This window comes from Exiguobacterium sp. SH0S1 (genome assembly GCF_004337165.1).
In the GTDB taxonomy this organism is placed as follows: domain Bacteria; phylum Bacillota; class Bacilli; order Exiguobacteriales; family Exiguobacteriaceae; genus Exiguobacterium; species Exiguobacterium aurantiacum_A.
Map to the genome: position 1 here is coordinate 171868 of NZ_SJVC01000001.1, position 26222 is coordinate 198089.

Genomic DNA, 26222 nt, shown 5'->3' on the forward strand with positions numbered 1-26222 from the left:
GATGGAGCAAGTAGTAGAGCCTGTACATACAGCAAAAGAAGTGAAGAAAGGTCGGGCCATCGTCGTGACGTCGGGGAAAGGTGGCGTCGGCAAGACGACGACGACCGCTAACCTCGGGACGGGTCTCGCATTGTCCGGACACTCGGTCTGTCTCGTCGATACGGACATCGGTCTACGGAACTTGGATATCATCCTAGGACTCGACAACCGGAGCATCTATAACCTCGTCGACGTCATCAACGGGCAGTGCAAGTTGCCCCAAGCGCTCGTCCGTGACAAACGGTTTGAAGAGATGTATCTGCTGCCGGCGGCCCAGTCAAAAGACAAGACGTCGGTCCAACCGGAGCAAGTCAAAGAGATCATCGACCAGTTGAAGACGGAATATGATTTCGTCTTGATCGACTGCCCGGCCGGTATCGAGCAAGGGTTCATGAACGCCATCGCCGGCGCCGACGAGGCTATCGTCGTGACGACGCCTGAGAAGGCGGCCGTCCAAGACGCGGACCGCATCATCGGTATGCTCGAACAAGCGGAACACGTCGCGCCGCCTAAACTCATCGTCAACCGCGTGAAGAATCATCTCGTCGCATCGGGCGACATGCTCGACATCGATGACATCATGCGCATCCTGTCGATCGACCTGCTCGGCGTCGTCGTCGATGATGAAGAAGTCATCGCCGCGGCAAACCGAGGTGTCCCGGTGACGATGAACCCGGACAATAACGCCGGACAAGCGTATCGCAACATCACGCGCCGTATTCTCGGTGAGTCGGTGCCGCTCATGTCCATCCAGACGGACCAACAACCGACCGGATTTTGGGCACGATTGCTATTGAAGTTTGGAATGAAAAAAGCCTAAGGCAACGAAAGTTGCCTTTTTGTGTCGAAAGGAGTGCTCGTATGAAACTCATCTATGAACGGACCCCGTCGATCGAGCGGGCCATGCTCGTCGACGGCGAGCGTCTGCTTGAAGTCGAGGAGCGCTTTGTCGACCAGCTCTCGGTCGGGACGATCCTTGAAGCTGCGATCGAGCGGATCCATCCGTCACTCGGCGCCGCCTTCCTCGTCAACGGCGAGACGACGTTTTTCTTGCCGATCGCCGAGACGCTCCGGGCGCTCGCTGTCTACCCGGAAGTACTGGGCATCGGTCAGGCGGCCGTCGTCGGGGAGAAACGTCTCGTCCAAGTGACGAAAGAGGGCATCGGGGGCAAGCACCACAAAGTGACCGAGAACATTCGGTTCGGAGGGCGCTATCTCGTCTACTTCCCGTATGGACGGCGCCAGTTGTTCAGCCGTAAGCTCGACCTCGCTACGCAGGACCGGTTATCGAAAGTGTTCACGCTCAATGAGGCGGAAGGTGTGTTGTTCCGGACCGAATCAGGACAAGCCAGTCCCGAGGCGCTTCGCGAGGAGCTGGCCTTGTTGCGGGCCCGGGCTACTGACGTCGAGACGGCGCGCCGCGGTCAAGACGAACTGCTCTGTGAGCAGTTCGTCCGGCGCCATTCGGTCGAGTCGGTACTGTTGAACGATAAAGAGGCGCAAGAACGTTTGAAGCGGCTCGACGTCCCGGTCGAACGCCACGTCGGCAAAGGCCGGATGAAAGAAGCCGCGCGTTTAGACACAGCGATCGAGAAGCTCGAGAACCGTGTCGTCTGGCTCGAAGGCGGGTCTTACGTCTTGGTCGAACAAGTCGAGACGATGACCGTCATCGACGTCAACAGCGGCAAGAACGTCGCCGTCAAAGATAAAGGGCGCGCCGCCGACACGATCAATGAGGCGGCACTGTATGCGGTTATGGAACAGCTCCGCCTACGCAATATCGGCGGCATGGTCGTCATCGACTTTTTACGCGGGTCAAAAGATGGACAAGACCGACTTTTGAAACGAATGAAAGAACTCGGGGCCCGTGACCCACGTCGTGTCGAAGTGTACGGCTTCACACGGATGGGACTGTTCGAACTATCGCGCGAGCGGACCGGACGTTCGATTCAAGACCGGATGACGTATAACGGTGCACCGTCGAAGCTGGCCGTGTTCTCACGGCTTGAGCGCACGCTCATGGAGCTAGACGGAAAACAGGAGGCGGTCGTACTGTCGCTTCCTTCGAAGTGGCAAGACGGGGCCTGGGACGCGTCAGGTCTTCATGTGTTCTTTATAGAAGGAGAGCCCGACGTCGCTTTTCATGGTACACTCGAGGAATGTGAGAACTTCGTATCTCGTCATTGACAAGCTTCGCGCGAGAGTGGTAATATCTATAACGTTAGTTCGTTTGGAAGCACCCAAATGGCTACAACCGCACAGAACGGGTTGAAACGGTTTCGCCCTGCCCTGGATGGCGAGTCTGAGTTTAATAAGGAGGTGCACGTATATGTACGCAATCATCAAAACTGGTGGTAAGCAAATCAAAGTTGAAGCAGGTCAAGAGATCTACATCGAAAAACTCGATGCTGATGTCGAGGGTACTGTAGAATTCGGTGAAGTTCTTTTCGTTGGTGGTGACGATGTTAAAGTCGGAGCTCCATTCGTAGAGGGCGCTAAAGTAGTAGCAACTGTCGTTAAACACGGTCGCGCGAAAAAGATCACTGTCTTCAAAATGAAAGCTAAGAAAAACTACCGTCGTAAGCAAGGTCACCGTCAGCCTTACACGAAAGTTCGCATCGAGAAAATCGAAGCGTAATTTCTATGATTCAAGTAACGGTCAGACGAGACGAGACGAAGTCGATTCGTTCCGTCGAAGTGACAGGTCACGCCAACTTTGCTGAACCCGGTTCTGACTTAGTGTGTGCCGGCGTTTCCGCTATCATTTTTGGGGCGTATAACGCTGTTGAGGTACTCGCAGGCCAGTCGCTTCTTGTAGAAATGGCAGACAAAACAGAGGGTGGTTACTTTTATGTCGAGACATATCCTGAACTATCACCGCAGGATATGACTCGCACCCAGCTGTTATTAGAAGGGATGCTCGTGCAACTAGACACGATCGCCCAAAGTTACGGTGATTATATCCAAATTGAACAATAGGAGGTGGACCTCATGTTACAATTGAACCTTCAGTTCTTCGCATCGAAAAAAGGAGTTGGATCGACTAAAAACGGTCGTGACTCGATTTCGAAACGCCTCGGCGCTAAACGCGCTGACGGACAGACAGTTTCAGCTGGATCGATTCTCTACCGTCAACGCGGTACGAAAATTCACCCAGGTGAAAACGTCGGCCGTGGTGGCGACGACACATTGTTTGCTAAAGTTGACGGCGTAGTACGCTTCGAGCGTCTTGGTCGCGACAAGAAACAAGTGAGCGTTTACCCAGTTGCGTAAGTAGAACCACGCAAAAGACTCTAGCCACTTATTTGGTTAGAGTCTTTTTTACTAGGAGAGGATCAAATGGACTCACAGGCAACGCTGAAATTATTATCGACCGTCCGTCACGAATGGATGAATCGGCTTCAGATGATCTCCTTGTATGCGGCGCTCGAGCCTGATAGACTCGAGGAGCTGTACGAACGTTATCGTCAGCACGCCGACGAGGAGAGTGCGCTCGTTCGCTTAAATATGCCGGCGACTAGTCTCGTCATCATACAGGCGAATTGGGAAGGGCGGTTGACCTATAAGGTATCGACCGACCGTGCGTCGTTGGACGACGCACGCGTGGCGGATAAACTTGTCCGTCTTCTGTCAGGAACGGATGGACCGATTCATGTGACGTTCACGGACGGACTGGCGGTTCGCGTCTTCGGCAACGTGCCGGGAGATGTGTTCACGTCAGACGAAGTGCACGAACAGACTGTAGAATGTTCTACGTTTCGTTTAAAAGGAGGGAATTAAATGTTTGTCGATCAGGTGAATATTTTTGTAAAAGCTGGAGACGGTGGTAAAGGAATGGTCGCGTTCCGTCGCGAGAAGTATGTTCCAGACGGTGGACCAGCAGGTGGTGACGGTGGTCACGGTGGCGACGTCGTCTTTGAAGTAGAAGAAGGATTACGGACGCTCGTTGATTTCCGCTTCTCGAAGAAGTTCATCGCCTATAACGGTGAAAAAGGAATGTCGAAAGGGATGCACGGACGTAAAGCGAAGCCGCTCGTCGTCAAAGTCCCGCCAGGCACAATCGTCTTCGATTCAGTGACGGATACTGTCATTGCCGACCTTACCGAGCACGGCCAACGGGCCACGATCGCTAAAGGCGGCCGCGGTGGACGCGGAAACTGTCGATTTGCGACACCGTCGAACCCGGCACCAGAAATCGCTGAAAACGGGGAACCGGGCCAAGAGCGCGAGTTGCGTCTTGAACTGAAACTCCTCGCCGACGTCGGTCTCGTCGGATTCCCGTCAGTCGGGAAATCGACGCTCTTGTCGGTCGTCTCATCGGCACGTCCGAAAATCGGAGCGTACCACTTCACGACGATCACACCGAACCTCGGTGTCGTTAAAACAGCTGACGACCGTGACTTCGTCATGGCCGACCTTCCTGGACTTATCGAAGGTGCGAGCCAAGGCATCGGTCTCGGTCACCAGTTCTTGCGTCATATCGAACGGACGAAAGTCATCGTCCATATGATCGATATGAGTGGGATCGAAGGACGTGACCCGTTTGAAGACTACACGACGATCAACCGTGAGCTCGAGTCGTACAATTTACGTCTCCTCGAGCGTCCACAGATTGTCGTCGCCAACAAGATGGATATGCCGGATGCGCCAGAACTTCTTAAAGAGTTCCAACAGAAAGTCGGCGATGACGTCAAAGTCTTCCCGATCTCGGCACTCGCGAAAGAAGGACTTCGCAACTTGCTCATCGAAGTAGCTAATCTCGTCGACGCGACACCTGAATTCCCACTCGAAGAGCTCGAAGCGAAAACAGCCACACCACGTGTCGTCTATCGTTACGAGAAGGAAGAGAAAGGGTATCAGATTCATGTCGATGAGTACCAACGCTTCGTGATCACGGGGCCACGCATCGAGAAGCTATTCAAGATGACGAACTTCGATCACGATGACTCGATCAAACGATTCGCCCGTCAGATGCGTCAAATGGGCGTCGATGAGGACCTTCGTAAGCTAGGTGCTCAAGATGGCGACGTCGTTGCGATCTCTGACTTTGAATTCGAATTTGTCGAATAATCTTTTAAATAGGAAATGGAGTGTGAAGTAAACGTGGACCCTGTGCCCTCGTCTAGTTTAATTCTTTATGCAGTTCTAGTATTTTTGTCAGCTTTCTTCTCTTCAGCAGAGACCGCGCTCTCGAGCGTGAACCGCGTCCGGATGATCCGGATGAGTGAAGACGGGGACAAGGGCGCCAAACGCGTCCTCCACCTCGTCGACCGGTTTGACGATACGCTCTCGACGATCCTCGTCGGGAACAACATCGTCAACATTGGTGCCGCGACCGTTTCGACGGCGATCGCCACGAGTATCTTCTCGGGTGGAACCGGCTTGATTGTCTCGACGTTCGCGACGACCGTTGTCATCTTGATCTTCGGTGAGATCTTGCCGAAATCACTCGCCAAAGAATTCGCTGAAAAGTATTCACTTTTGATCAGCGGAATCTTGTTGTTCCTTGTTAAAATCCTGAAGCCGGTCACGATGATCTTTACAGGTCTCAAGCGCTTGACGCTTCGCATGATCGGGATGGCCGACAAAGAACCGTCGGTGACGGAAGAAGAGTTGAAAGTGCTCGTCGATATGGGTGAAGAAGAAGGAGTCCTCGGTGAGAAAGAAGCCGAACTGGTGCATAGCGCCTTCTCTTTCAACGACATCACCGTCGATGACGTGTTGACGCCGCGGATCGACATCCTCGCCGTCGATATCGACGATACGCTCGAAGAGGTCAAAGACACGATCTTTAGCGGGGGGCATTCTCGTCTCCCGGTGTATAAAGACTCGATCGACAACGTCATCGGGGTGTTGTCGGAACGTGACTTCCTTCGCTCGATGATGCGAGATGAAGTGACGGATATCCGTTCACTCATCCGTCCGCTCACGTACGTGTCACCACAGACAAAATTGATCGAACTGCTTCCAATTCTGCAGCAAAAACAATCACACATGGCTGTCGTCCTCGATGAGTTTGGTGGGACGGCTGGTCTCATCACGCTCGAGGATATGCTTGAAGAGCTCGTCGGCGATATTTGGGACGAGCACGACGAATCGATCGTCTACTTGAGACGGCTTCGAGACGGCGTATACGAGTGTATGGCCGACATGGACGTCGATCAGTTCGCTGACGAGATGGGGATTAAAGAACCTGAAGTAGATGCCAACACAATGGGTGGTTGGATCGTCGAGCTGCTCGGCGACATCCCAGAGAAAGGTGCGCGTGTCACGTATGACGACATGACGTTCACCGTTCTCCACGTCGAAAAACGACGCATTCGCAAACTGTTAGTCGAAACGAGTCAATCCGAATCGGCTGAACAGGCATAAGAAAAGGAGATCGCCACGTGGCGATCTCCTTTTTGTTTAGACGGTATGGTGGCGCTCGACGCGCTCGAGCAACTCGTAAGGACGAACCTTATAGATTGCGTGCGGGATGTACGTCGGGTCGATCGCATCAATGAGACGCATCTGGAAGTGGTCACGTTTGATGTAGTCCGACACGTTCGACGCATCGATCGGGAAGAAGCCTACCTCGTGTGTCTCGCCTGCTTGCGGACGAAGGTCGCCCGAGACGTAACGCCCATGGAACGAGACGCAGAGGACGCGTGACGACACGTTTTGATAGATCCCGATGATGCCGTCGATCTCGATGTCGGCCCCGGTCTCTTCTTTCACTTCACGATGGATCGCATCGATGATCGATTCGTGTTCTTCGACCTGTCCGCCCGGCATCTCGTACGTGTCGCTCCGGTGCGTGTTTTTGACGAGCAGCACCTCGCCGTCATCGTTCGTGATGTAGGCGGTCACGGAGACGATCGTGCGCGGCGGGGTGTAGTGCCCGGTCGGCATCATGAACTCTTCGCTCGACTTGATGTACAAGTCTTTCCCGAGACGGGCCCGCTTCTTCATCGCCTCGCGACGGAGTGCGCTCGAGCGGTAATCGCGTTCGACTTGTTCATAGTGCTCACGGTCGCGGTATTCCCAAAGTGCCATGACCTCGGTTTGGTCCTCGGTCACCCAACGGCCGACGAGCCGTGCGCCGTGCGATACCTGAATCGGATACAGGTATGTATGGAAAAACTCAGTGAATTCTTGCAAGCGTTCGGGACGGATCGTATACGTTTTTCGACGATGGAACATGAAAATTCCTCCTTTGACGGTTGCTGTCTCTGTGCTTTAGAAATAGATTGATTTCCTCACTATGACGTATTCGCCATACGTATCAGTTTACCCTCTATTTAAAAAAAGTCAGCCCGAACTTTTGTTCAGGCTGACTTTTTCATGAAGTTCGGATGTGAGCGGATATAGCGGGCGACAAAGAAGATGCCGATGCCGAGCCCGATATAAGGAAACAGGCCGTGTGTGTATTCGCCGATATATCGCCAATTACTGCCGAGCATCATGCCGACTTTGACGAAGACGAACGACCAGATCGCGAAGACGATCGTTGTCATCGTCAGGAATTTACGGAACGACAACCGCATCACGCCGGCGCTGATGGCGAACAATTGACGCCAAATCACGCTGAGGCAGACGATCCACGCCCCGTACTTCTCAAACCACGACTCGGCTTGAAGCTGTTTCTCCTGCTTGATCCGAAACGAGCGATACAATCGCAGGGCGACCGGTCGTCCGCCGTAGCGGCCAATCCCATACAATGCGACCTGGGTCACGACGAAAGCCGACCAAGCGAGCAAAAAGATGAACAGGAATGACGCGTCAAGGGAACCGACGAGATAACCGCCGTATGCGAGGACGAGCTCGTTTGGGATGACTTGGATGAAGATGCCGAGCGGGATACTGAAGACGCCGCATCCGGCCAAGAGTTGCTCGAGGAAGTGCCACATGACAGATCACTCCTTTCAATACGTAGTAGGGAATTTGTTCCATCCATCAGTATAACGGACAAACTAGGAAAGCAAAAGAAAAGATGTCACAAAGGCGTGACATCTTTTAGTCGAGTTCGGAAACGAGCACGCCGAGGCGCTCAAGTTCAGAGACGGCGGCATCGATCGCTTCCGCACTGTCGGCTTCGAGCGTGTGAATGTGCAGCCCACCCGTCAAATGGGACAGTGGGGCAGCCTGGTTGGCCTCGACGCGTTCGAGGAAGGCCCGGACGTCGCGCCGGCTCTTCACCATCAACTGACCAGTCAGCGACCCGTAGACGGGGTGATCGATGATGACGTCACGAATCGTGACACCTTCGTCGACGATGGCGTTCATCTCGGCTTCCATGTCCTCGGCTTCGTGCCGACAGACGATTTTTCGTGTGTAGGCGGACGGTGATGCCTCGCCGGGTAGATAGACATAGCCGCGGGCGGTCGCGACGATTTGGTGGCCTTTCGCCTTCAAGAGCGACAAGTCTTGGACGATGACTTGGCGGCTGACCGCGACGCGGCGGGCGAGCTCGGAACCGGTGATCGGTTCCGTACTCGCTTCAATCAATTCCAATAAAGTGCGCCGGCGTTCTTCACCGGCTAAACGTTTGTTCATGGTGTTCAACTCTCCTTGCTAAAGTGACGATGGCATCGGCGAGTGCCGCCGTGGCTTCGGCGGTTGTCTGTTCGCCGAAGGAAATCCGGACGAGCCCGTGGCAGGCGCTCGTCTCATAGCCGAGTGATTCGAGCATGCGGTTCGGTCCGTTTTGACCGGCCCGGCAAGCCGAGCCGGCCGACACTTGGAAGCCGAGTGCGTCGAGTTCGGTCATCCACCATTGGCCGTCCCGTTTGTCCGAGACGAATGAGAGGATGGCCGGACTTTGGTCGTCGAACTCGAGCCAGTCAACATGTGACGATGTCTTCTCTTTCAAGATAGCACGAAACGCTAAGAAATTTCTTTCGTGACGTGTCCGATTCTCGTGCCGATTGGTGAACGCCTTGACGAACGCAGAGATGCCGGGCACGTCAATCGTCCCGGGACGGATGCCGTACTGATGGTGACCCGGGTAGTAGGGTGGAGGCAATAGACGTTCCATATAGAGACCGCCGACTCCTTTCGGCCCGCCGACTTTATGGGCGCTGAACGAGTAAGCGTCGATCCCGTCGACCGAGACCGGTATTTTTCCGAGCGCTTGTACTCCGTCGATATGGAGCAGTACTTTCTTATATTTAAGTTTACAGAGGATGTTATGGAGCGGCAAAATCCAGCCGGTGTCCGAGTTGACGTGCTGAAACGTGACGAGTCCGATATCACGATCGAGCAAGTGGAGGAACTTGTCGTGGTCGAACTGGCCGTCTTTCAGCTTGAGGCGATGGACGATCACACCTTCAGCTTCCCACTCGTCGAGGAGGAGCGAGACCGAGTCGTGCTCTTGCCAGGACGTGATGACCTCGCTGCCTTTCATGCGTTTGCGCAGACTCGTCAGCGCGATGTAATTGCTTTCCGAGCCGCTCCCGGTAAACAACAGCTTCCCTCTCAGCATATCGAGACCGAGCGCCTGCTTGACGAGCCGGCGCGCCTCTGTCAAATAGTCCTCGGCTATGAACCCATGCGTATGAAGCGACGAGGGATTGCCGGGGACGCCTTTGGCCATGGCGACGTAATGGTCAAGGGCGGCTTGGGTCATCGGGTGTGTCGCCGCGTAGTCAAAGTAACCGTTCATCGAAGTATCCCCTTTTCTCATGTTGTCTTCTTCACAAAATTATGCGAAACTAGTTTACAAGTCAACATTACATATGAAATACAGGTGATATACAGATGTCTTTACAGTTAAAACAAGTCGATGTTTTGATTATCGGGGCGGGGTTGGCCGGGGTCACGGTGGCACTCCATTTGCCGGAGACGTACCGCATCCTCCTCGTCTCAAAACGTGACGTGACCGCCTCGAACTCTGACCTCGCCCAAGGCGGGATTGCGAGTTCATATTTGGAGCCGTCGAGTCTCGATCACGCACACGATACGCTCGTCGCTTCCAAGATGACGGCGCAAGCGGACCGGGTCATCACGCTCGTCGAGGACGGCCGTGGTGTCGTTTCAGAGATGGAGCGGTTCGGTGTCGTGTTCGACCGGGACGAGTCCGGGTATAAGATCGGCCGAGAAGGTGCCCACGGGAAACATCGGATCTACCACGTCGGTGGTGACGAGACGGGACGTCATGTGATGACCGCGTTACGAGAACGGCTCCCGCAAAACGTTGAAGTGATGGAACACGTCTTGATCGACGGACTGACAAAAACGGGCGGCCGAGTCGTCGGTGCGACCGGTTTCCAAGGTGACGAACGAATCCATATTCAAGCGGGCGCGGTCGTCTTGGCGACAGGTGGCATCGGCGGGCTCGTCGATTGGACGTCGAACTGTCGGGCCGTGACGGGGGATGGACTCGTCTTGGCGAGCGCTGCCGGTGCCGAACTTTCCAACTTGACCGAGATCCAGTTTCATCCGACACTGCTAGCGGTCGAGACGCCGCACCTCGTGACCGAGGCGCTGCGAGGTGAGGGCGCGGAACTCGTCGATGAGGACGGGTGTCACGTGATGCGGCACCATCCGCTAGGCAGTCTGGCGCCCCGTGATGAAGTGGCGGCCGTGCTCACGCGTCACTGCGGCCCGGTCTATCTCGATACGAGTCGCGTCAAAGACATTGCGGCAAGGTTCCCGAAATTGTGGGCGACGTGTCAGGCCGAACGGATCGACGTCGCTCGCATCCCGGTCCGGCCGGGTCTGCATTTTCATATGGGCGGGGTGCGGGTCGATGAAACCGGGTCGACGGGTGTGGCCGGGCTTTACGCGGTCGGTGAAGTCGCCGACACGGGTGTTCACGGGATGAACCGGTTGGCTTCTAATTCACTACTTGAATGCTGGGTGTTCGGAAAACGGGTCGCCGCATCGGTGCGACTTGAAGAAGGGCCGTTCACGGTGACTGAAGTGACCGCTTATGAGTTATCGAAGGAGGCGTTTCAAGCGTATCGTCGGCGATTAGGCAACTGGCTGACAATCTCGCCTGAGTTTGGAGAAATGAGAAGTTTCTTAGAAAATACCCAACAACTGGCACGGACGAAACACGTGACAAGACAATTGGCAGAACGAACATTACAACTTGAGGCGGGCCGGATTTTAGCACGCGCCTTTATGAGAACGGAGGAGTTCCATGAACAGAACGTTACTGCGCGAACAGCTCACACAATTTCTAAATGAGGATATCGGATTTGGAGACGCCTCGAGCGCGCTCATCGACCCGATCGACGTGGCGACAGCCGTCGTCACCGCCAAGGCGGACGGGGTCTTCTCCGGTGTTGACGTCGTGATGGAACTCGCGGCGATGCAACGGCTTGTCGTCGAACAGTGCCGTGACGATGGGACGGATTTGAAAAAAGGGGACGTCATGTTCGCTTTGCGCGGCAAGACGCGGACGATCCTCGAGACGGAACGGATACTGCTCAACCTTGTGCAACATATGTGCGGCATCGCCACGCTGACAAGGCGCTGTGTCGAGGCGCTCGCCGACCCATCGATCCGGGTCACCGACACACGGAAGACGACGCCGGGACTGCGGATGCTTGAAAAATACGCCGTCCGATGTGGTGGGGGATACAACCATCGGCTGCGTCTCGACGACGCCGTCATGATCAAAGACAACCATATTGCGGCACTCGGGGGCATCACGCGGGCCATCGAAACGGCGAGAACTCAAAACGGGCATACGACACCGATCGAAGTCGAGGTCGAGACGATCGAGCAGTTGCGTGAGGCGATCGCGGCAAGTCCTGACATCATCATGCTCGATAACCGGTCACCGGAAGAGTTGAAGGCGTGGGTTGCGCTCGTGCCGTCCCACATCACGACGGAAGCGTCGGGTGGGATCACTGTCGACACAATCGCCGCCTACCGCGGTACGGGCGTCGACGTCATCTCGGTCGGACAGTTGACGAATTCGGTGACGGCTCTCGATTGCAGCTTAAATCTTAAAGGAGGGGTCAAATATGCAGTTACTCGGAACGATGCCAGCACAATACGCTAATATGACGATCGAACAGATGGAAGCGCGGATCGAAGCCATTAAAGCACGGCTCGGCAGCCGGCTGTTTCTACCGGCACATCACTATCAAAAGGATGAGGTCGTCCAGTTCGCGGACGCGACCGGAGATTCGCTCCAGCTCGCACGACTCGCCGAACAAATGAATGGGGCCGAGTTTATTGTCTTTTGCGGCGTCCATTTCATGGCCGAGACGGCCGACATGCTGACACGCGACGACCAACTCGTCATCTTGCCGGACATGCGGGCCGGTTGTTCGATGGCGGATATGGCCGATATCGACCAGACCGAGATTGCTTGGGAGGAATTGACCGACTTGTTCGGTGACGACATCATCCCGATCACGTATGTCAATTCGACGGCAGCCATCAAGGCGTTCGTCGGAAAGAACGGCGGTGCGACCGTCACGTCGTCAAACGCACACGACATCGTCCGTTGGGCACTCGAGACTGGCGAACGGATTATGTTCTTGCCAGATCAACACCTAGGGCGCAACACGGCGTTTGATCTCGGTGTGCCGCTGGCGGCGATGGCCGTCTGGGACCCGCTTCGTGAGCGTCTCGACTACAAGGGCGACATCGAAGACGTACGGGTCATCCTCTGGAAAGGGCATTGTTCGGTCCACGAGAAGTTCAATGTCGCCCAAATCGAGGCGTTGCGGAAGCATGACCCGGAACGACGCATCATCGTCCATCCCGAGTGTACGTTTGACGTCGTGCAGGCGGCGGACGAGGCCGGGTCGACATCCTACATCATCGACCAGATCGAGGCGAGCGCTCCGGGGACGAAGTGGGCCGTCGGGACGGAGATGAACTTGGTCAATCGACTAGCAATGACGCATCCCGAGCAAGACATCGTCTCCCTCAACCCGTACATGTGTCCGTGTCTGACGATGAACCGCATCGATTTGCCGCATCTGTTGTGGGCGCTCGAGTCGCTCGAGACGGATCCGGTCAACATCATTCGTGTCGATGAGGAAACGACGAAATGGGCAACGCTCGCCCTCGAGCGGATGTTAGCGAGATAACGGACAGGCAATCGCCTGTCCTTTTTTCACGGCGTTTTCTATGGTACAATGAATGCAGTTTTCCTATGAAGAGGAGATAACAAAGTGATTGAATTCGTAAAAGGATCCGTCGCCTACGTGTGTGCGGAATATATAACGTTGGATGTTTCGGGCGTCGGCTACAAAGTACATGTGCCTAACCCGTTTTTTTATCGTGAACAAGACGAACATGTAATCGTGTTTACGCACCATTACGTCAGAGAAGATCAACAGACGCTGTACGGTTTCCGGTCACGCCGGGAGCGCGAACTGTTCAATAAACTGCTCGGCGTCAACGGCATCGGACCGAAAGGCGCGCTCGCCATCGTCGCCTCGGGCGACATGGACGCGTTGATTGACGCGATCGAGACCGAGAACGAGAAGTACTTGATGAAGTTCCCGGGCGTCGGCAAGAAGACGGCCAAACAAATGGCGCTCGATTTAAAAGGGAAGTTGTCAGAGCTCGCACCGGACTATGTGCCGAACACAGGCCTGTTCGCACAAGGCTCGTCAGAACTTGACGAAGCGTGTGAAGCGCTCGCCGCCCTCGGTTATTCGGAACGTGAGATCACACGTGTCCGCAAAGAACTGAATTCAGAAATATTGACGACAGACGCTTACATAAAGCGCGCCCTGCAATTGTTGTTGAAATAAGGAGGAACCTATGGACGAACGATTGTTGTCACAATCCCACCAACAGTATGAAGACTCTGAAGAGTGGAGCCTGCGTCCGCAACGGTTCGAGCAGTATATCGGACAAGAGAAGGCGAAAGGGAACTTATCCGTCTTTATCCAAGCGGCAAAAATGCGAAGCGAGACGCTAGACCACGTCCTCCTTTACGGGCCACCTGGTCTAGGGAAGACGACGCTCGCGCAAATTATCGCCAACGAGATGGGTGTCGGCATCAAGACGACAGCCGGTCCCGCCATCGAACGACCAGGTGACTTAGCAGCGATCCTGTCGACGCTCGAGCCGGGGGACGTCCTGTTTATTGACGAGATCCATCGGCTCAGCCGGACGATTGAAGAGATCCTGTATCCGGCGATGGAAGACTACTGCCTTGATATCGTCTACGGACAAGGCGAGATGGCGCGCAGCGTCCGCATCGACTTGCCACCGTTCACGCTCGTCGGCGCGACGACACGGGCCGGCATGTTGTCGGCCCCGCTCCGTGACCGTTTCGGGGTGACGCTCAAGCTCGAGTATTACGAAGCGCACGAACTCGCGGCCATCGTCAGCCGGACGGCCCAGCTGTTCCGTCTGTCGATCTCACCGGAAGCGAGCGGCGCGATCGCCAAACGCGCACGCGGGACGCCACGGATCGCCAATCGGCTGTTGCGTCGGGTTCGCGACTTCGCGCAAGTGGAAGGGACGAAAGAAATCGACCCAGCCATGGCATCGAGTGCGCTCGATCGCCTGCACGTCGACGCTCTCGGGCTCGACGAGGTCGACCATCGGCTCTTGCGGGCCATGGTCGAACGGTTCGGCGGCGGTCCGGTCGGGCTCGAAACGCTCGCCGCGACAATCGGTGAAGACGCCCAGACGATCGAGGACGTCTACGAACCATACTTGTTACAACAAGGCTTCCTCCAGCGGACACCGCGAGGACGCATGATCACACAATACGCTAAGACGCATTTTGGATACGAAGAGGAGTAAATGATGCAAGATATTCAATTGAACGTAAACGACTATGATTTTGACTTGCCAGAAGAACTGATCGCCCAAGTCCCGCTCCTTGATCGGACGAGCTCACGTTTGCTCGTCCTCGACCGGGACACAGGTGACATCGAGCACCGCCACTTCCGTGACGTGCTCGACTATTTACAAGCAGGCGACGCGCTCGTCGTCAACGATTCACGTGTCTTGCCGGCCCGTCTGTTCGGGGCGAAGCAAGAGACGGGCGGCAAAGTCGAGCTGCTGCTCTTGAAGCAGACCGAAGATGACGTCTGGGAAGCGCTCGTCAAACCGGCGAAGAAAGTCCGCGTCGGCGCCATCGTCGAATTCGGGAACGGATTGCTCCGGGCCGAATGCGTCGAAGAGCTCCCGGAAGGCGGACGCCGCTTCAAGTTCGAGTATGACGGGATCTTCTATGAGATTTTAGACGAGCTCGGCACGATGCCGCTCCCGCCTTACATCCGCGAACAGCTTGACGACCAAGACCGCTACCAGACCGTCTACGCCCGCGAACGCGGCAGTGCGGCCGCACCGACGGCAGGTCTTCATTTCACAGAAGAATTGCTCGAGGCTGCCCAGGCGAAAGGGGTCAACTTGATTCCACTCACGCTTCACGTCGGGCTCGGGACGTTCCGCCCGGTCACGGCCGATACGATCGAAGAGCATACGATGCATAGCGAGTACTTTGAACTGTCCGAGCAATCGGCACGGGCGCTCCGTGACGTCCGCGCGAGCGGCGGCCGCGTCTTCGCGGTCGGAACGACGTCGACACGGACGCTCGAGACAATCATGCGCGATCACGGGGATTTCGTCGAGTCATCGGGCTGGACGGACATCTTTATTTACCCTGGCGTCGAGTTGAAGGCGATCGATGGACTGATCACGAACTTCCATCTGCCGAAGTCAACGCTCGTCATGCTCGTCTCGGCGTTCGCGTCACGCGACATCATCTTACACGCCTACCGAACCGCGGTGGAAAACGAATACCGCTTCTTCAGCTTTGGAGACGCGATGCTCATTACGAGGAAGGAAGAAAACAAATGACCAAACATGCAGTCACATACGAACACATCCACACGTGTAAACAATCAGGAGCGCGGCACGGGATCGTCCATACGCCGCACGGCTCGTTCGAGACGCCTGTCTTCATGCCGGTCGGCACGCAGGCGAGCGTCAAGACGATGGCACCTGAACAAGTGAAAGCGATGGGTGCGAACATCATCTTATCGAACACGTACCACCTATGGATTCGTCCCGGACACGAGGTCGTCAAGCAAGCGGGCGGACTTCACAAGTTCATGAACTGGGACGGCGCGATCTTGACGGACTCAGGCGGCTTCCAAGTGTTCTCACTCGCTGACCTGCGTAACATTCAAGAAGAAGGCGTCCATTTCCGTAACCATTTGAACGGGGACAAGTTGTTCTTGTCACCAGAAAAGGCGATGGAAATCCAAAACGCGCTTGGTGCGGACATCATGATGGCGTTCGATGAGTGCCCGCCGTTCCCGGCGACGCATGAATACATGAAGAAGTCAGTCGAGCGGACAAGCCGTTGGGCCGAACGTTGCCTCGCGGCGCACGAACGTCCGGAGGACCAAGCGCTGTTCGGCATCATCCAAGGTGGCGAGTACGAAGACCTTCGCCGTCAAAGCGCCGAAGACCTCGTCTCACTCGATTTCCCGGGTTATGCGGTCGGCGGTTTGTCGGTCGGCGAACCGAAGGACGTCATGTATCGGGCGCTCGAGTTCACGACACCGTTCATGCCGGAAGATAAGCCGCGCTACTTGATGGGCGTCGGATCACCGGATGCGTTGATCGAAGGTTCGATTCGCGGGATCGACATGTTCGACTGCGTCTTGCCGACACGGATCGCCCGTAACGGCACGCTCATGACGTCTAAAGGTCGCGTGACGATCAAACACGCCAAACATAAGACGGACTTTGGCCCAATCGATGAGAAGTGCGATTGCTATACGTGTAAGAACTATTCACGGGCATACGTGCACCATTTGATCCGTGCCGATGAGATGTTCGGTCTCCACCTTTGCTCGACGCATAACCTTCATTTCCTCGTGAATTTGATGGAACAAGTCCGTCAAGCGATCCGCGAAGACCGTCTGCTCGATTTCAAAGAAGAGTACTTCGAAGAATATGGATATAACAAACCGAACGCCAAGAATTTCTAATTCTCTGACAGCGATTATGTGACAACGAATCGGTTTCACGGTATAATGAACCTGATATTGAAGGAAAGGGTGAATTCTACAAATGGAAACTCTCGTAGCACTATTACCGATGATCCTTATTTTCGTCGTGTTCTACTTCTTGTTGATCCGTCCACAGACGAAGCGACAAAAGCAAGTACAAACGATGCAAAATGCGCTTGAGCGTGGCGATCATGTCGTGACGATTGGCGGCCTTCACGGTGTCGTCCATCAGATCGAAGACACAGAAGTCACATTGAAATGCGACCAAGCACTTCTCAAGTTCAATCGCAGTGCGATTGCTGAAGTGACGAAAAAAGGAAACTCTTCATTCGCTGAGTAAGCAAATGACGCCTGACCAGTATATGGTCAGGCGTTTTTTCGTGCGGGTAATAGGCGAGGAATGATACGACGAGCTCCTTCTTGACCGCCGTAGATGGCACGAGCGAACGGGCCGACGATCAAGTCGGCGTAAGCGCCAGTCATGTAGAAGTTGTCCGTCCAAGCAAGTGAGGCGTCGAGTACCGGTGTGCCGCATGGGGTGAGCGGTAAGTCGAGCTGCTCCATGAGCGGCCGTAAAAACGTCTCTTTCGGATGGAGCGGGCGGATCCCCGTGCAGCAGACGATCTCGTCAGACGGCAACGCAATCCCGTCGACAAATAACTGGTCACCGTCACGGACCGCTTCTCCAATGATGTGTCGAATTTCACCAAGTTGCACGAGCCGCTTCACTTTCAAGACGAGGTCGTTCGGGGACGTCCCAGGCTTTCGTTCTTGCTTGACGAAGTCACGTTTCTCGATCCAGTTGTCTTCCAACTGATGGAAAGCGCGTAACCCTTTTGGACCCATGAAACTGCGGTCGGCGTCGAACTGGCTCACCTCGAGCGGGCGCTTCGTGACGAGCGTGACGTCATGGCCTTTACTATGACGCGATACCGTATAATGTAACGCCGTGATCCCGCCGCCGACGACGGTAACGTTCGATTGTTCCGGCTGATTGTTAGCTGAAAAGACGTGTCGGCATGTCGGGATGTCCGCAAAGCCCGGTAGATGCATCGAGCTCGATTGACCGGTCGAAACGATGACCGTCTCGGCGGTAATCCGTCGAGTCGATGTCGTCACTTCGTAGACGTTGCCGGACCGTTTAATCGAGGAGACGGGTTGATTGCCTAAAAAACGAGAATGAAGATTAAAGTCCGCAATCACTTGATCACAGTGATCGTTGAACAACGCTAAAGACGGCCGGCCGAACGTATCCTTGAAATGATAAGAGCCATAGTCGTTCGCCGCCGCGAACTGTTTCAACGCGTATGGATTAGACGATATATGATGGACGCGCGTCGAGCGCAAATGTGACATTTCAATATGAGCGGTTTGGGACTTCCAGTTCTTGAGTAGTTGATCGTGAGCGTCAATTAGCAGAAGCTCTTCTAACGCACCGCCTTGTTCTAAATAAGATACAGCGAGGGTCATACCGTGAACGCCGGCGCCGATGATTAATACCCGTGTTGACAGATCAGTCATGCTTCCACCTCTTAAATAGTAATAGTTACGATTTGTATCATAGGGTAAGTGTCTGCTTTTTGTCAAACTTCATCAATCCGTCGAATCATCGACCTCATTTCCAAAAATCAAATTGATTAGTGAAAACGTTTGCATTAATGTCAAGTTGAGAAGAAATTGGAAATGAGGAAACGGACATGGACGTTAAACGATTATTACAACCGATTAAAAAATGGCAAGGTTGGGCTCGCGTCAAACGACTGAAAGGACGTTCGTCGATCAAACGAACGAAAGGTCGTTCATCGATGCGACGGAAGATGGCGATCGCGCTCGTGCCGACAATCATTGCCTTGCTCCTCGTCGGTGCGCTCGGTTCTTATCAATTAAAAAATGCCACTGCTGAGTACGATCGGGTGTTGAACGAAGGTCTCCGTGACATGTTGATCGCCGAAGATTTGGCGTTGACCGTCACGGATGCCGAGCGCTACTTGAATTATTATTTACTCGTCTCGAACCCGAAGACGCTGATCAGTTTAGAAGCGTCGCAACAAAAGCGCGACGAATTGATGGATGCACTTAAAAAGTCTTCATCTGACGACAAAGTGCTCAGCTGGCTCGGGGATCTAGAGAAGTTTAATCAACATCTCGACACCGAGATGGCACGTGCCATCGAGCTGCGCCAACAACAAGATGAGATCGGGTACAAGACGGTACTCAACACGAGCGTGACCCCGACGACCGATCGGGTCCGGATGACGGTCACCGATCTCGTCGCCCATCAAGCAGAGATGCTAGACGATGAGACGGCGGCGGTACAAGCAAACGCCGGCACCTCGATCGTCTGGATGATCATCATCAGTATCATCGGTGTCGCCATCGGGCTGTTGTCGCTCTATGCGCTCCAAAAATTGTTCTTAACACCGATCAACCGTCTCGTCCGTGAAGCACGAGTCGTCGCGGAAGGGGACTTGACCGGGGAGGACATCGCCGTCGAATCGAATGATGAGCTCGGTGATCTCGTGACGGCCTTTAACGAGATGAAACACAACCTCGTCGGGTTGATCCGCCAGGTCGGCGCGGCCTCGGATAAAGTGACGGCGTATTCGGAAGAGCTCTACGCGAGCACGGATCACGTCGCGACGACGACTCAAGGCGTGGCTGGACTGTTCGAAGACATGAATATCGCGGCCCAAGTGTCGGCCAAACGCGCCGAGGAAGGGACGTCTGGCGTCAATCAGGCCGTCACCGGTTTGAATCAAATCGCTGCCGCCTCACAAGGTGTGAATGAACAGACGATTCATACACTTGAGGCTGCGAGCGGCGGACTTGAGACGATTCAGTTGGCCGAGAGTCAGATGCAAGAGATTCAACGGGCCAACGACCTGACCCAACAGATGGTCGAACGTCTTTCGAACCAATCGCTTGAGATTGAAAAGATCACCCGGTCGATCACGGCCATCACCGAACAGACGAACTTGCTCGCTTTGAACGCCGCCATCGAGGCAGCGCGGGCTGGCGAGCATGGAAAAGGGTTCGCGGTCGTCGCCGCCGAAGTCCGAAAACTCGCCGAAGAGTCGAAACAATCGGCTAAGAAGATTCAAGCGGTCGTCGTCGATATCCAACGGGACACGAAACAAGTTGAGGCGGCGTTTGACGTGACGAGCGGGCATGTGACGAACGGCGTCGCCCAAATGGGTGAAGTCGCCGGGGCGTTCCGTGAAATCGTGTCGGTCATTCAAGAGACGTCGCGTCAGATGGGTGAAATTGCCGCAGCGACAGAGGAAGTCAGTGCGAATACGACCGAAGTCGCGGTCTCGGTCGAGGACATGTCGACGAACGCGGTCTCGACGCAACGCAGTGTCGAAGAAGCGGGGGCGAACGTGGAAGAACAGCTCGCCGCGATTCAAGAAATCAATGGCATCGCCGAGACGATGAGCCATATGTCGGTCGAGTTGAAAGATCTCGTCCACTTGTTCAAAACAACATGAACGACAAAAACGTCCCCCCGACTTGTGTCGAGAGGACGTTTTTAAATACAGTCACATTAAAAGGACGAGGCTCGCTGCCATGACCATCATTCCGGCGACCATGCCGTAAATCGAGTGATGGGCCCGGCCGTATTCACGGGCGGCCGGTAACAGTTCGTCGAGCGAGATGAATACCATGATTCCGCCGACTGATGCGAACAACAAACCGAAGATCGTATCGTTTAGGAATGGCATCAAAATCAAGAAGCCGACGATGGCACCGACCGGTTCCGCTAGACCTGACAGGAACGAGAGTTTTAACGCTTTCTTCCGTGAGCCGGTCGCGTAGTAAATCGGCACCGACACGGCAATCCCTTCCGGAATATTGTGCAAGGCGATGGCAATCGCGATGGCGATACCGACGGCCGGATCATCGAGCGCGGAGATGAATGTGGCCAGTCCTTCAGGGAAGTTATGAATCGTGATGGCGAGCGCCATGAACAGACCCATTTTGTGAAGCCGTTGCTTCGTCTCCTGATTTAGCGGAGCGGGCTCATCCTTAGTTGCGGTCGTGGCCAGTTCTTGAGACGATGGGTCGTTTTGCATCGTCTCGACGAACTTGACTTCATGCGGGTTTTCAGGGGAAGGGATCAACTTATCGATTAACGCGATCAAGAGCATCCCTCCAAAAAATGCGAGCACGGTATAAATTGTGCCGGCCTTTTCCCCGTGGGCACCGACGAGTTCGACAAGCGCTTTCGGGAAGATTTCAATGAACGAGACGTAAATCATGACCCCAGCCGAGAAGCCGAGCGAGATTGACAGAAAGGCTGTGTTCGTCCGCTTCGCGAAGAAGGCAATCATGCTTCCGATCCCGGTCGCGAGCCCAGCGAATAGTGTCAACAAAAAGGCGAAAATAATTGTACTATCCATTGTAGAGGACTCCTTTGCAAACGTAATATATTTTCGATAATCATAGCATAACGCAAGTTTTGCCCTAATGCAACTTTTAGTCGTTCGGGCAAAAAATCCAGAAAATCTCGAGGTTGATGTTACAATTTTAGGAAAACGATTGATAAATGTTTAGAATATTTGTAATGTTAACGGGAGAAGTTTTATATAGAACACGTATCTAGAAAGGAAATAGCCGTATGTACAAAAAAGGGAATATCGCGATTTTTGCGGTCATCATGATCGCAACGATCTTGCTCGCCGTGTTCACGACGCCATGGGTCGTCAAGAACACGAGCCTTGGACTCGACTTAAAAGGCGGGTTTGAAGTGCTGTACGAAGTCCAGCCACTCGAAGATGGTGATGTCATCGACCAATCGGCGATGAATGCAACCGTTCGCGCTATCAACAACCGTGTCAACGTCTTGGGTGTCTCTGAACCGGATATCCGGATTGAAGACGAGAATCGCATCCGCGTCCAACTCGCGGGCGTATCGAACCAGAACGATGCGCGGGAAGTGCTGTCATCGACGGCCCAGCTCACGTTCCGTGACATCGATGATAACGTCCTCCTTGATGGGAAAGACCTCGCACCGCGAGGCGCTGCTATCAGTTATGACCAACAAGGGAACCCAGTCGTCGAGTTGACGCTTCAGTCAGCGGAACAGTTCGGCGAAGTGACGTCGCAAATCGCAGAGCGTCCGGCCCCAGAAAACCGTCTCGTCATCTGGTTAGACTTTGAAGAAGGCGATTCATATGAAGAAGAGATTCAAAAGGAAAACTCGAAAATCGTCTCAGATGCTTCGGTCAACGGACCAATTCTATCTGACAAAGCGATCATTTCGGGCGGCGATATCGATGCTGAAAGCGGACAACGCTTAGCCGACATTTTGAACGCCGGCGCGCTTCCAGTCAAGCTTGAGGAGATTTACTCGACGTCAGTATCAGCCCAGTTCGGACAAGACGCGCTCGATAAGACCGTCTTCGCTTCGCTCATCGGGATTGCAGCTGTCTTCTTGTTCATGTTGTTCTTCTATCGTTTACCTGGACTCGTCTCGATCATCACGCTCGTCTTGTATATCAATTTGATCATGTTGTTCTTCAACGGTATCAACGCCGTCTTGACGCTGCCAGGGATTGCCGCTCTCGTCCTCGGGGTCGGGATGGCAGTTGACGCGAACATCATCACGGCCGAGCGGATTAAAGACGAGCTTCGTTCAGGCAAGTCGGTACTGTCGGCGTTCCGCGCCGGTAACCGCCGTTCGCTCAGTACGATCATCGATGCCAACTTGACGACGCTCATCTCAGCCGCTGTGTTGTTCTACTTCGGGACAAGCTCGGTTCGAGGGTTCGCCATCATGCTCATGATCTCAATTGCGATGACGTTCATCTCGAACGTCTTCATCTCACGTTATTTGATGCACCTCCTCGTCGCTAGTCGCTTGTTCGACAAACGTAAAGGTTGGTTTGGTGTGAAGGAGAGTGAAATCCGTGAACTTTAAGCTCACTGAATTAAACTATGTGAAACATATGCGCACGCTGTTCATCATCTCGTGTGCCGTCGTTATCATCGGTCTCGGTATTCTATTCTTCCGAGGGTTAAACCTTGGAATCGACTTCGCGTCTGGGACGCGTGTCGAAGTGCAGACGGAGACACAAGTGTCACAACAAGAACTTGAAGCCGCCTTTACAGAAGCAGGCGTCAACGAGTCGATTTCTTCGATTCAATACGCCGATGGCGGGTCGCTCGCGAACGTGACGTTCGTCGGTCAGCTCGGCCAGGATGAAGTCGCTTCAGTTAAGACTGTATTCACGGAAACGTTTGGAAGTGATCCGAATATTAGTACCGTATCAGCCGAAGTCGGTCGCGACATCGCCCGTAATGCCGTCTATGCGGTCGCCCTTGCGTCGCTCGGGATCATTCTCTACATCACGTTCCGGTTCCAATTCTCGTATGCGGTCGCGACCGTCGTCGCTATGTTGCACGATGCGTTCTTCATGATCGTCGCGTTCTCGATTTTTGGGATCGAAGTCAACTTGTACTTCGTCGCCGCGATCTTGACGATCATCGGGTACTCGGTCAACGATACGATCGTCACGTTCGACCGGGTGCGCGAGAATATTCAAGCGTATGAAAAAGAGCGGAAGATCAAGTCGATGGACGTCTACCGCGACATCGTCAACACGTCGATTCAAGAGACGATCGTCCGTTCGGTCAACACGGTCATCACCGTACTCGTGACGGCGCTCGCTTTGTACATCTTCGGAGCCGAGTCGATTCGCGGCTTCGCGGTCGCGCTTCTCATCGGACTTGTCATGGGGATGTATTCATCGATCTTCATCGCGTCATACCTCTGGCTCATGCTCAAAAAATTAACAATCAATAAAAAGAAACAAGCCACACCCGCCCCTGAGGCGTGATGACAAGGTCTTCCGATTCGTTCGGAGGACCTTTTTCATATGTCAAGACGGCAAAACACGTCCCCGTTCTGATATAATCAACAGTTGATTGGAGTGAAGGATATGTATCATGCAAAGAAACGGTGGGTGTATCCGGAGACGGATGCGGCCGCGATCGAACAACTACAGACAGAACTAAATATATCGGAACAACTCGCGACGTTGCTCACGCAACGGGGCCATCGAGAGCCTGACGCAGCGAAGGCGTTCCTCCAGATCGAGGACGAACTCGAGTTTCACGACCCGAACTTGTTCGAGCAGATGCCGAAAGTCGTCGAGCGCTTGAAGCGAGCGGCTGACGAAGGCGAGATGGTGCTCATCTACGGGGATTACGACGTCGATGGGGTCAGTGCCTCGGCCGTCATGTGGCATGCGTTGACTGAGATCGGGGTCATGGCCGAGTGCTATATCCCGAACCGGTTCACGGAAGGCTACGGGCCGAACAAAGAAGCGTTCAGTTGGGCGGCAAGTGAAGGGTTCACGCTCGTCATCACGGTCGACTGCGGGATCTCGGGGATCGAAGAAGCGGCGCTGTTGAAAGAACTGAACGTCGACTTGATCATCACCGACCACCACGAGCCGAAAGCGACGCTACCTGACGCGTTTGCGATCATTCATCCACACATCGATCCGTCGTATCCATACGACAAGCTCGCCGGAGCCGGAGTCGCCCTTAAAGTGGCACACGCCGTGCTCGGGCGGATGCCTGACGAGCTGCTCGACTTGGCTGTCCTCGGGACGATCGCCGATCTCGTCCCGCTCGACGGAGAAAACCGTCTGCTCGCGAAGCTGGGTCTCAAGGCGCTCGATGAATCGAAGCGGCCCGGGATTTTAGCGCTGCGCGAAGTGTGTGCCTTGACGGACAGCATGCTCAACGAAGAGTCGGTCGGGTTCGCGTTCGGTCCCCGCATCAATGCGGCCGGACGACTTGACTCGGCGATGCCAGCCCTCCAGATGCTGCTCGCCGAAAGTGTCGAAGAAGCACTCGTCTTAGCGAATCAACTCGATAAACAAAACAAAGAGCGTCAAGACATCGTCAAGACGATCGCAAAAGAAGCGACTGAACTCGTCGAAGCATCGATGACAGACGACCGTGTCCTCGTCGTCGCGAGCGAACGTTGGAATCCGGGTGTCGTCGGAATCGTCGCCTCACGTCTCGTCGAGGCGTACTATCGACCGGTCATCCTGCTCTGCCACGATCCGAAGACGGGGAAAGCAAAGGGTTCGGGCCGCTCAATCGATGGTTTTGACTTATTTAAAGAGCTTTCTAAAAACGAAGATATTCTCCCGCACTTCGGGGGACACCCGGCAGCGGCCGGGATGACGCTCATGTCAGAGAATGTGGCGGAGCTGAGACGACGCTTGAACGAGCAAGCGGAATCGATTCCGGACGAGACGTTCGTCGCCCGCGTGAACGTCGATTTGAAGCTCGACGTCAGCGACGTATCGCTCGACTTGATTGCGGAGATTGGCAAGCTCGCCCCGTTTGGGATGGGCAACCCGTCACCGCGGGTCGTCGTCGCGGACGCGAAACTGCGCGATATTCGTCAAATCGGGCGCGACAACACGCACCTTAAAGTCCAACTTGCTGGAGACAAGCGCGAACTCGACGGCATCGGCTTCGGGTTCGGTCACGTCGTCTCGGAAATCTCGAAGATGGCACTCGTTTCGGTCATGGGGAGTCTCCAAGTGAACGAATGGAACGGGATGCGCAAGCCGCAACTCATGATTCAAGACATCCGTGTCGATGGGTTCCAAGTGTTCGATTATCGAGGCAAGAAAAACTCGATTGATGAATTGAGACAGCTTCCGAGTGACGCGACATCGTACGTGTCGTTCAGAGGCGAGTCGAACGAGTTTTCACTCCACGATTTTAAAACGCCGGTCAAACGGTTCGTCGTCTTGCTCGATTTACCGGACGACGAGACGGCGCTGTCCGACCTGCTCAACGAAGACGTCGAGCGCGTCTATTGCGCGTTCGGCCAAGCGGGAAATTCGTTTTTCGAGAAATTGCCGAGCCGGGAAGATTTCCGAACGTATTACGTCCATATGGCCACGTGCGAACGGAAACACCTGCGTGAAAACTTGATTCGTTTGTCAATTGAACGAAAATGGACAAAAAATACGATTCAATTTATGCATCAAGTATTCTCTGAACTCGAATTTCTTGTTACAATGGAAGACGGACTGCCTGGAGTGAATCCAGAAGCACCGAAACGTGATTTGACCGAAGCGCCTTGTTACAAACGTCGCGTCGGACGAGAACAACTCGAAGAACGTTTCGTCTATGCGTCGTTGGCAGAGCTGAAAGAGCGGTTACAATCATTGCGATCGAACAAGATGCAGGAGGCTTACACATAAA

26 protein-coding genes and 1 other annotated feature are annotated in these 26222 nt (G+C 54.4%); of the genes, 20 read left to right on the forward strand and 6 right to left on the reverse strand.

The window, feature by feature from the left end; translation table 11 throughout:
- The first annotated feature begins 1 nt into the window (after position 1).
- The 8 genes from minD to EVJ20_RS00875 all read left to right on the forward strand — a co-directional run bounded on the left by minD (position 2) and on the right by EVJ20_RS00875 (position 6411).
- A complete protein-coding gene (gene minD, locus EVJ20_RS00840; protein WP_131468622.1) occupies positions 2 to 859 on the forward strand; it encodes a septum site-determining protein MinD in 858 nt (285 codons plus the stop codon).
- 41 nt (positions 860 to 900) lie between these two features.
- Positions 901 to 2226 carry a ribonuclease E/G gene (locus EVJ20_RS00845; RefSeq protein ID WP_131465473.1) on the forward strand — a complete coding sequence of 442 codons (1326 nt, stop codon included), beginning with the start codon at positions 901 to 903 and terminating at the stop codon, positions 2224 to 2226.
- A gap of 55 nt (positions 2227 to 2281) precedes the next feature.
- Positions 2282 to 2353 (forward strand) — a sequence feature (ribosomal protein L21 leader region).
- Positions 2354 to 2368: 15 nt separating this feature from the next.
- Positions 2369 to 2677 carry a 50S ribosomal protein L21 gene (gene rplU / locus EVJ20_RS00850; RefSeq protein ID WP_070327691.1) on the forward strand — a complete coding sequence of 103 codons (309 nt, stop codon included), beginning with the start codon at positions 2369 to 2371 and terminating at the stop codon, positions 2675 to 2677.
- 5 nt (positions 2678 to 2682) lie between these two features.
- Positions 2683 to 3018: a ribosomal-processing cysteine protease Prp gene (locus EVJ20_RS00855; protein WP_070327690.1), complete on the forward strand. Its 336-nt coding sequence runs from the start codon at positions 2683 to 2685 to the stop codon at positions 3016 to 3018.
- A gap of 12 nt (positions 3019 to 3030) precedes the next feature.
- Positions 3031 to 3312 carry a 50S ribosomal protein L27 gene (gene rpmA / locus EVJ20_RS00860; protein WP_016508537.1) on the forward strand — a complete coding sequence of 94 codons (282 nt, stop codon included), beginning with the start codon at positions 3031 to 3033 and terminating at the stop codon, positions 3310 to 3312.
- Between the two features lie 66 nt (positions 3313 to 3378).
- Positions 3379 to 3819, forward strand: coding sequence for a Spo0B domain-containing protein (locus EVJ20_RS00865; protein ID WP_070327689.1), 441 nt, complete (start codon positions 3379 to 3381; stop codon positions 3817 to 3819).
- The gene (gene obgE, locus EVJ20_RS00870) at positions 3820 to 5109 is read left to right on the forward strand and encodes a GTPase ObgE (protein WP_131506841.1); all 1290 of its coding nucleotides are present in this window, start codon (positions 3820 to 3822) and stop codon (positions 5107 to 5109) included. It abuts the gene before it with no gap.
- A 15-nt stretch (positions 5110 to 5124) separates the two neighbouring features.
- On the forward strand, positions 5125 to 6411 hold the full coding sequence (locus tag EVJ20_RS00875) for a hemolysin family protein (protein ID WP_328590997.1): 1287 nt from the start codon (positions 5125 to 5127) through the stop codon (positions 6409 to 6411).
- A 36-nt stretch (positions 6412 to 6447) separates the two neighbouring features.
- Here EVJ20_RS00875 and EVJ20_RS00880 read toward each other — a convergent pair whose 3' ends face one another.
- The 4 genes from EVJ20_RS00880 to EVJ20_RS00895 all read right to left on the reverse strand — a co-directional run bounded on the left by EVJ20_RS00880 (position 6448) and on the right by EVJ20_RS00895 (position 9685).
- Entirely contained in the window at positions 6448 to 7224 is a 777-nt protein-coding gene (locus EVJ20_RS00880; protein ID WP_070327686.1) for an NUDIX domain-containing protein, read from the reverse strand.
- 125 nt (positions 7225 to 7349) lie between these two features.
- A complete protein-coding gene (locus EVJ20_RS00885) occupies positions 7350 to 7931 on the reverse strand; it encodes a DedA family protein (RefSeq protein ID WP_131443442.1) in 582 nt (193 codons plus the stop codon).
- 106 nt (positions 7932 to 8037) lie between these two features.
- Positions 8038 to 8577 (reverse strand): transcription repressor NadR, encoded by a 540-nt coding sequence (locus tag EVJ20_RS00890; RefSeq protein WP_131465469.1) that lies wholly within the window; start codon positions 8575 to 8577, stop codon positions 8038 to 8040.
- Positions 8555 to 9685 (reverse strand): cysteine desulfurase family protein, encoded by a 1131-nt coding sequence (locus tag EVJ20_RS00895; RefSeq protein WP_236633411.1) that lies wholly within the window; start codon positions 9683 to 9685, stop codon positions 8555 to 8557. Before EVJ20_RS00895 ends, EVJ20_RS00890 begins: the two co-directional genes overlap by 23 nt.
- 95 nt (positions 9686 to 9780) lie before the next feature.
- On the opposite strand from EVJ20_RS00895, the gene EVJ20_RS00900 reads away from it, so the two are divergent.
- The 8 genes from EVJ20_RS00900 to yajC all read left to right on the forward strand — a co-directional run bounded on the left by EVJ20_RS00900 (position 9781) and on the right by yajC (position 17322).
- The gene (locus tag EVJ20_RS00900) at positions 9781 to 11214 is read left to right on the forward strand and encodes an L-aspartate oxidase (protein ID WP_236636143.1); all 1434 of its coding nucleotides are present in this window, start codon (positions 9781 to 9783) and stop codon (positions 11212 to 11214) included.
- Positions 11168 to 12037, forward strand: a complete 870-nt coding sequence (nadC, locus tag EVJ20_RS00905) for a carboxylating nicotinate-nucleotide diphosphorylase (protein WP_131465465.1) — start codon at positions 11168 to 11170, stop codon at positions 12035 to 12037. Before EVJ20_RS00900 ends, nadC begins: the two co-directional genes overlap by 47 nt.
- Positions 12000 to 13079 carry a quinolinate synthase NadA gene (nadA, locus tag EVJ20_RS00910; protein WP_131465463.1) on the forward strand — a complete coding sequence of 360 codons (1080 nt, stop codon included), beginning with the start codon at positions 12000 to 12002 and terminating at the stop codon, positions 13077 to 13079. The genes nadC and nadA overlap by 38 nt, the downstream gene beginning before the upstream one ends.
- An 84-nt stretch (positions 13080 to 13163) precedes the next feature.
- Positions 13164 to 13751, forward strand: a complete 588-nt coding sequence (gene ruvA / locus EVJ20_RS00915) for a Holliday junction branch migration protein RuvA (protein ID WP_070327680.1) — start codon at positions 13164 to 13166, stop codon at positions 13749 to 13751.
- 10 nt (positions 13752 to 13761) lie between these two features.
- Complete coding sequence (gene ruvB, locus EVJ20_RS00920; protein ID WP_071399448.1) at positions 13762 to 14757, forward strand: Holliday junction branch migration DNA helicase RuvB; 996 nt, start codon at positions 13762 to 13764, stop codon at positions 14755 to 14757.
- A gap of 18 nt (positions 14758 to 14775) precedes the next feature.
- Complete coding sequence (gene queA, locus EVJ20_RS00925; RefSeq protein ID WP_083274023.1) at positions 14776 to 15819, forward strand: tRNA preQ1(34) S-adenosylmethionine ribosyltransferase-isomerase QueA; 1044 nt, start codon at positions 14776 to 14778, stop codon at positions 15817 to 15819.
- Complete coding sequence (tgt, locus tag EVJ20_RS00930; protein WP_070327677.1) at positions 15816 to 16961, forward strand: tRNA guanosine(34) transglycosylase Tgt; 1146 nt, start codon at positions 15816 to 15818, stop codon at positions 16959 to 16961. The genes queA and tgt overlap by 4 nt, the downstream gene beginning before the upstream one ends.
- 82 nt (positions 16962 to 17043) lie before the next feature.
- On the forward strand, positions 17044 to 17322 hold the full coding sequence (gene yajC / locus EVJ20_RS00935; protein WP_070327676.1) for a preprotein translocase subunit YajC: 279 nt from the start codon (positions 17044 to 17046) through the stop codon (positions 17320 to 17322).
- A gap of 26 nt (positions 17323 to 17348) precedes the next feature.
- Here yajC and EVJ20_RS00940 read toward each other — a convergent pair whose 3' ends face one another.
- The gene (locus EVJ20_RS00940) at positions 17349 to 18503 is read right to left on the reverse strand and encodes an FAD-dependent oxidoreductase (RefSeq protein WP_131506843.1); all 1155 of its coding nucleotides are present in this window, start codon (positions 18501 to 18503) and stop codon (positions 17349 to 17351) included.
- Between the two features lie 176 nt (positions 18504 to 18679).
- On the opposite strand from EVJ20_RS00940, the gene EVJ20_RS00945 reads away from it, so the two are divergent.
- Positions 18680 to 20470, forward strand: a complete 1791-nt coding sequence (locus EVJ20_RS00945) for a methyl-accepting chemotaxis protein (protein WP_131506845.1) — start codon at positions 18680 to 18682, stop codon at positions 20468 to 20470.
- A gap of 51 nt (positions 20471 to 20521) precedes the next feature.
- On the opposite strand, the gene zupT is transcribed toward EVJ20_RS00945, so the two are convergent.
- Positions 20522 to 21382, reverse strand: a complete 861-nt coding sequence (gene zupT / locus EVJ20_RS00950; RefSeq protein WP_131506847.1) for a zinc transporter ZupT — start codon at positions 21380 to 21382, stop codon at positions 20522 to 20524.
- Positions 21383 to 21600: 218 nt separating this feature from the next.
- On the opposite strand from zupT, the gene secD reads away from it, so the two are divergent.
- The 3 genes from secD (at position 21601) to recJ (ending at position 26221) form a co-directional block, all read left to right on the forward strand.
- The gene (secD, locus tag EVJ20_RS00955) at positions 21601 to 22902 is read left to right on the forward strand and encodes a protein translocase subunit SecD (protein WP_131506849.1); all 1302 of its coding nucleotides are present in this window, start codon (positions 21601 to 21603) and stop codon (positions 22900 to 22902) included.
- Entirely contained in the window at positions 22892 to 23821 is a 930-nt protein-coding gene (secF, locus tag EVJ20_RS00960; protein WP_131465455.1) for a protein translocase subunit SecF, read from the forward strand. The genes secD and secF overlap by 11 nt, the downstream gene beginning before the upstream one ends.
- A 102-nt stretch (positions 23822 to 23923) precedes the next feature.
- Positions 23924 to 26221, forward strand: coding sequence for a single-stranded-DNA-specific exonuclease RecJ (gene recJ, locus EVJ20_RS00965; protein ID WP_131465453.1), 2298 nt, complete (start codon positions 23924 to 23926; stop codon positions 26219 to 26221).
- The last annotated feature ends 1 nt before the right edge of the window (position 26222 follow it).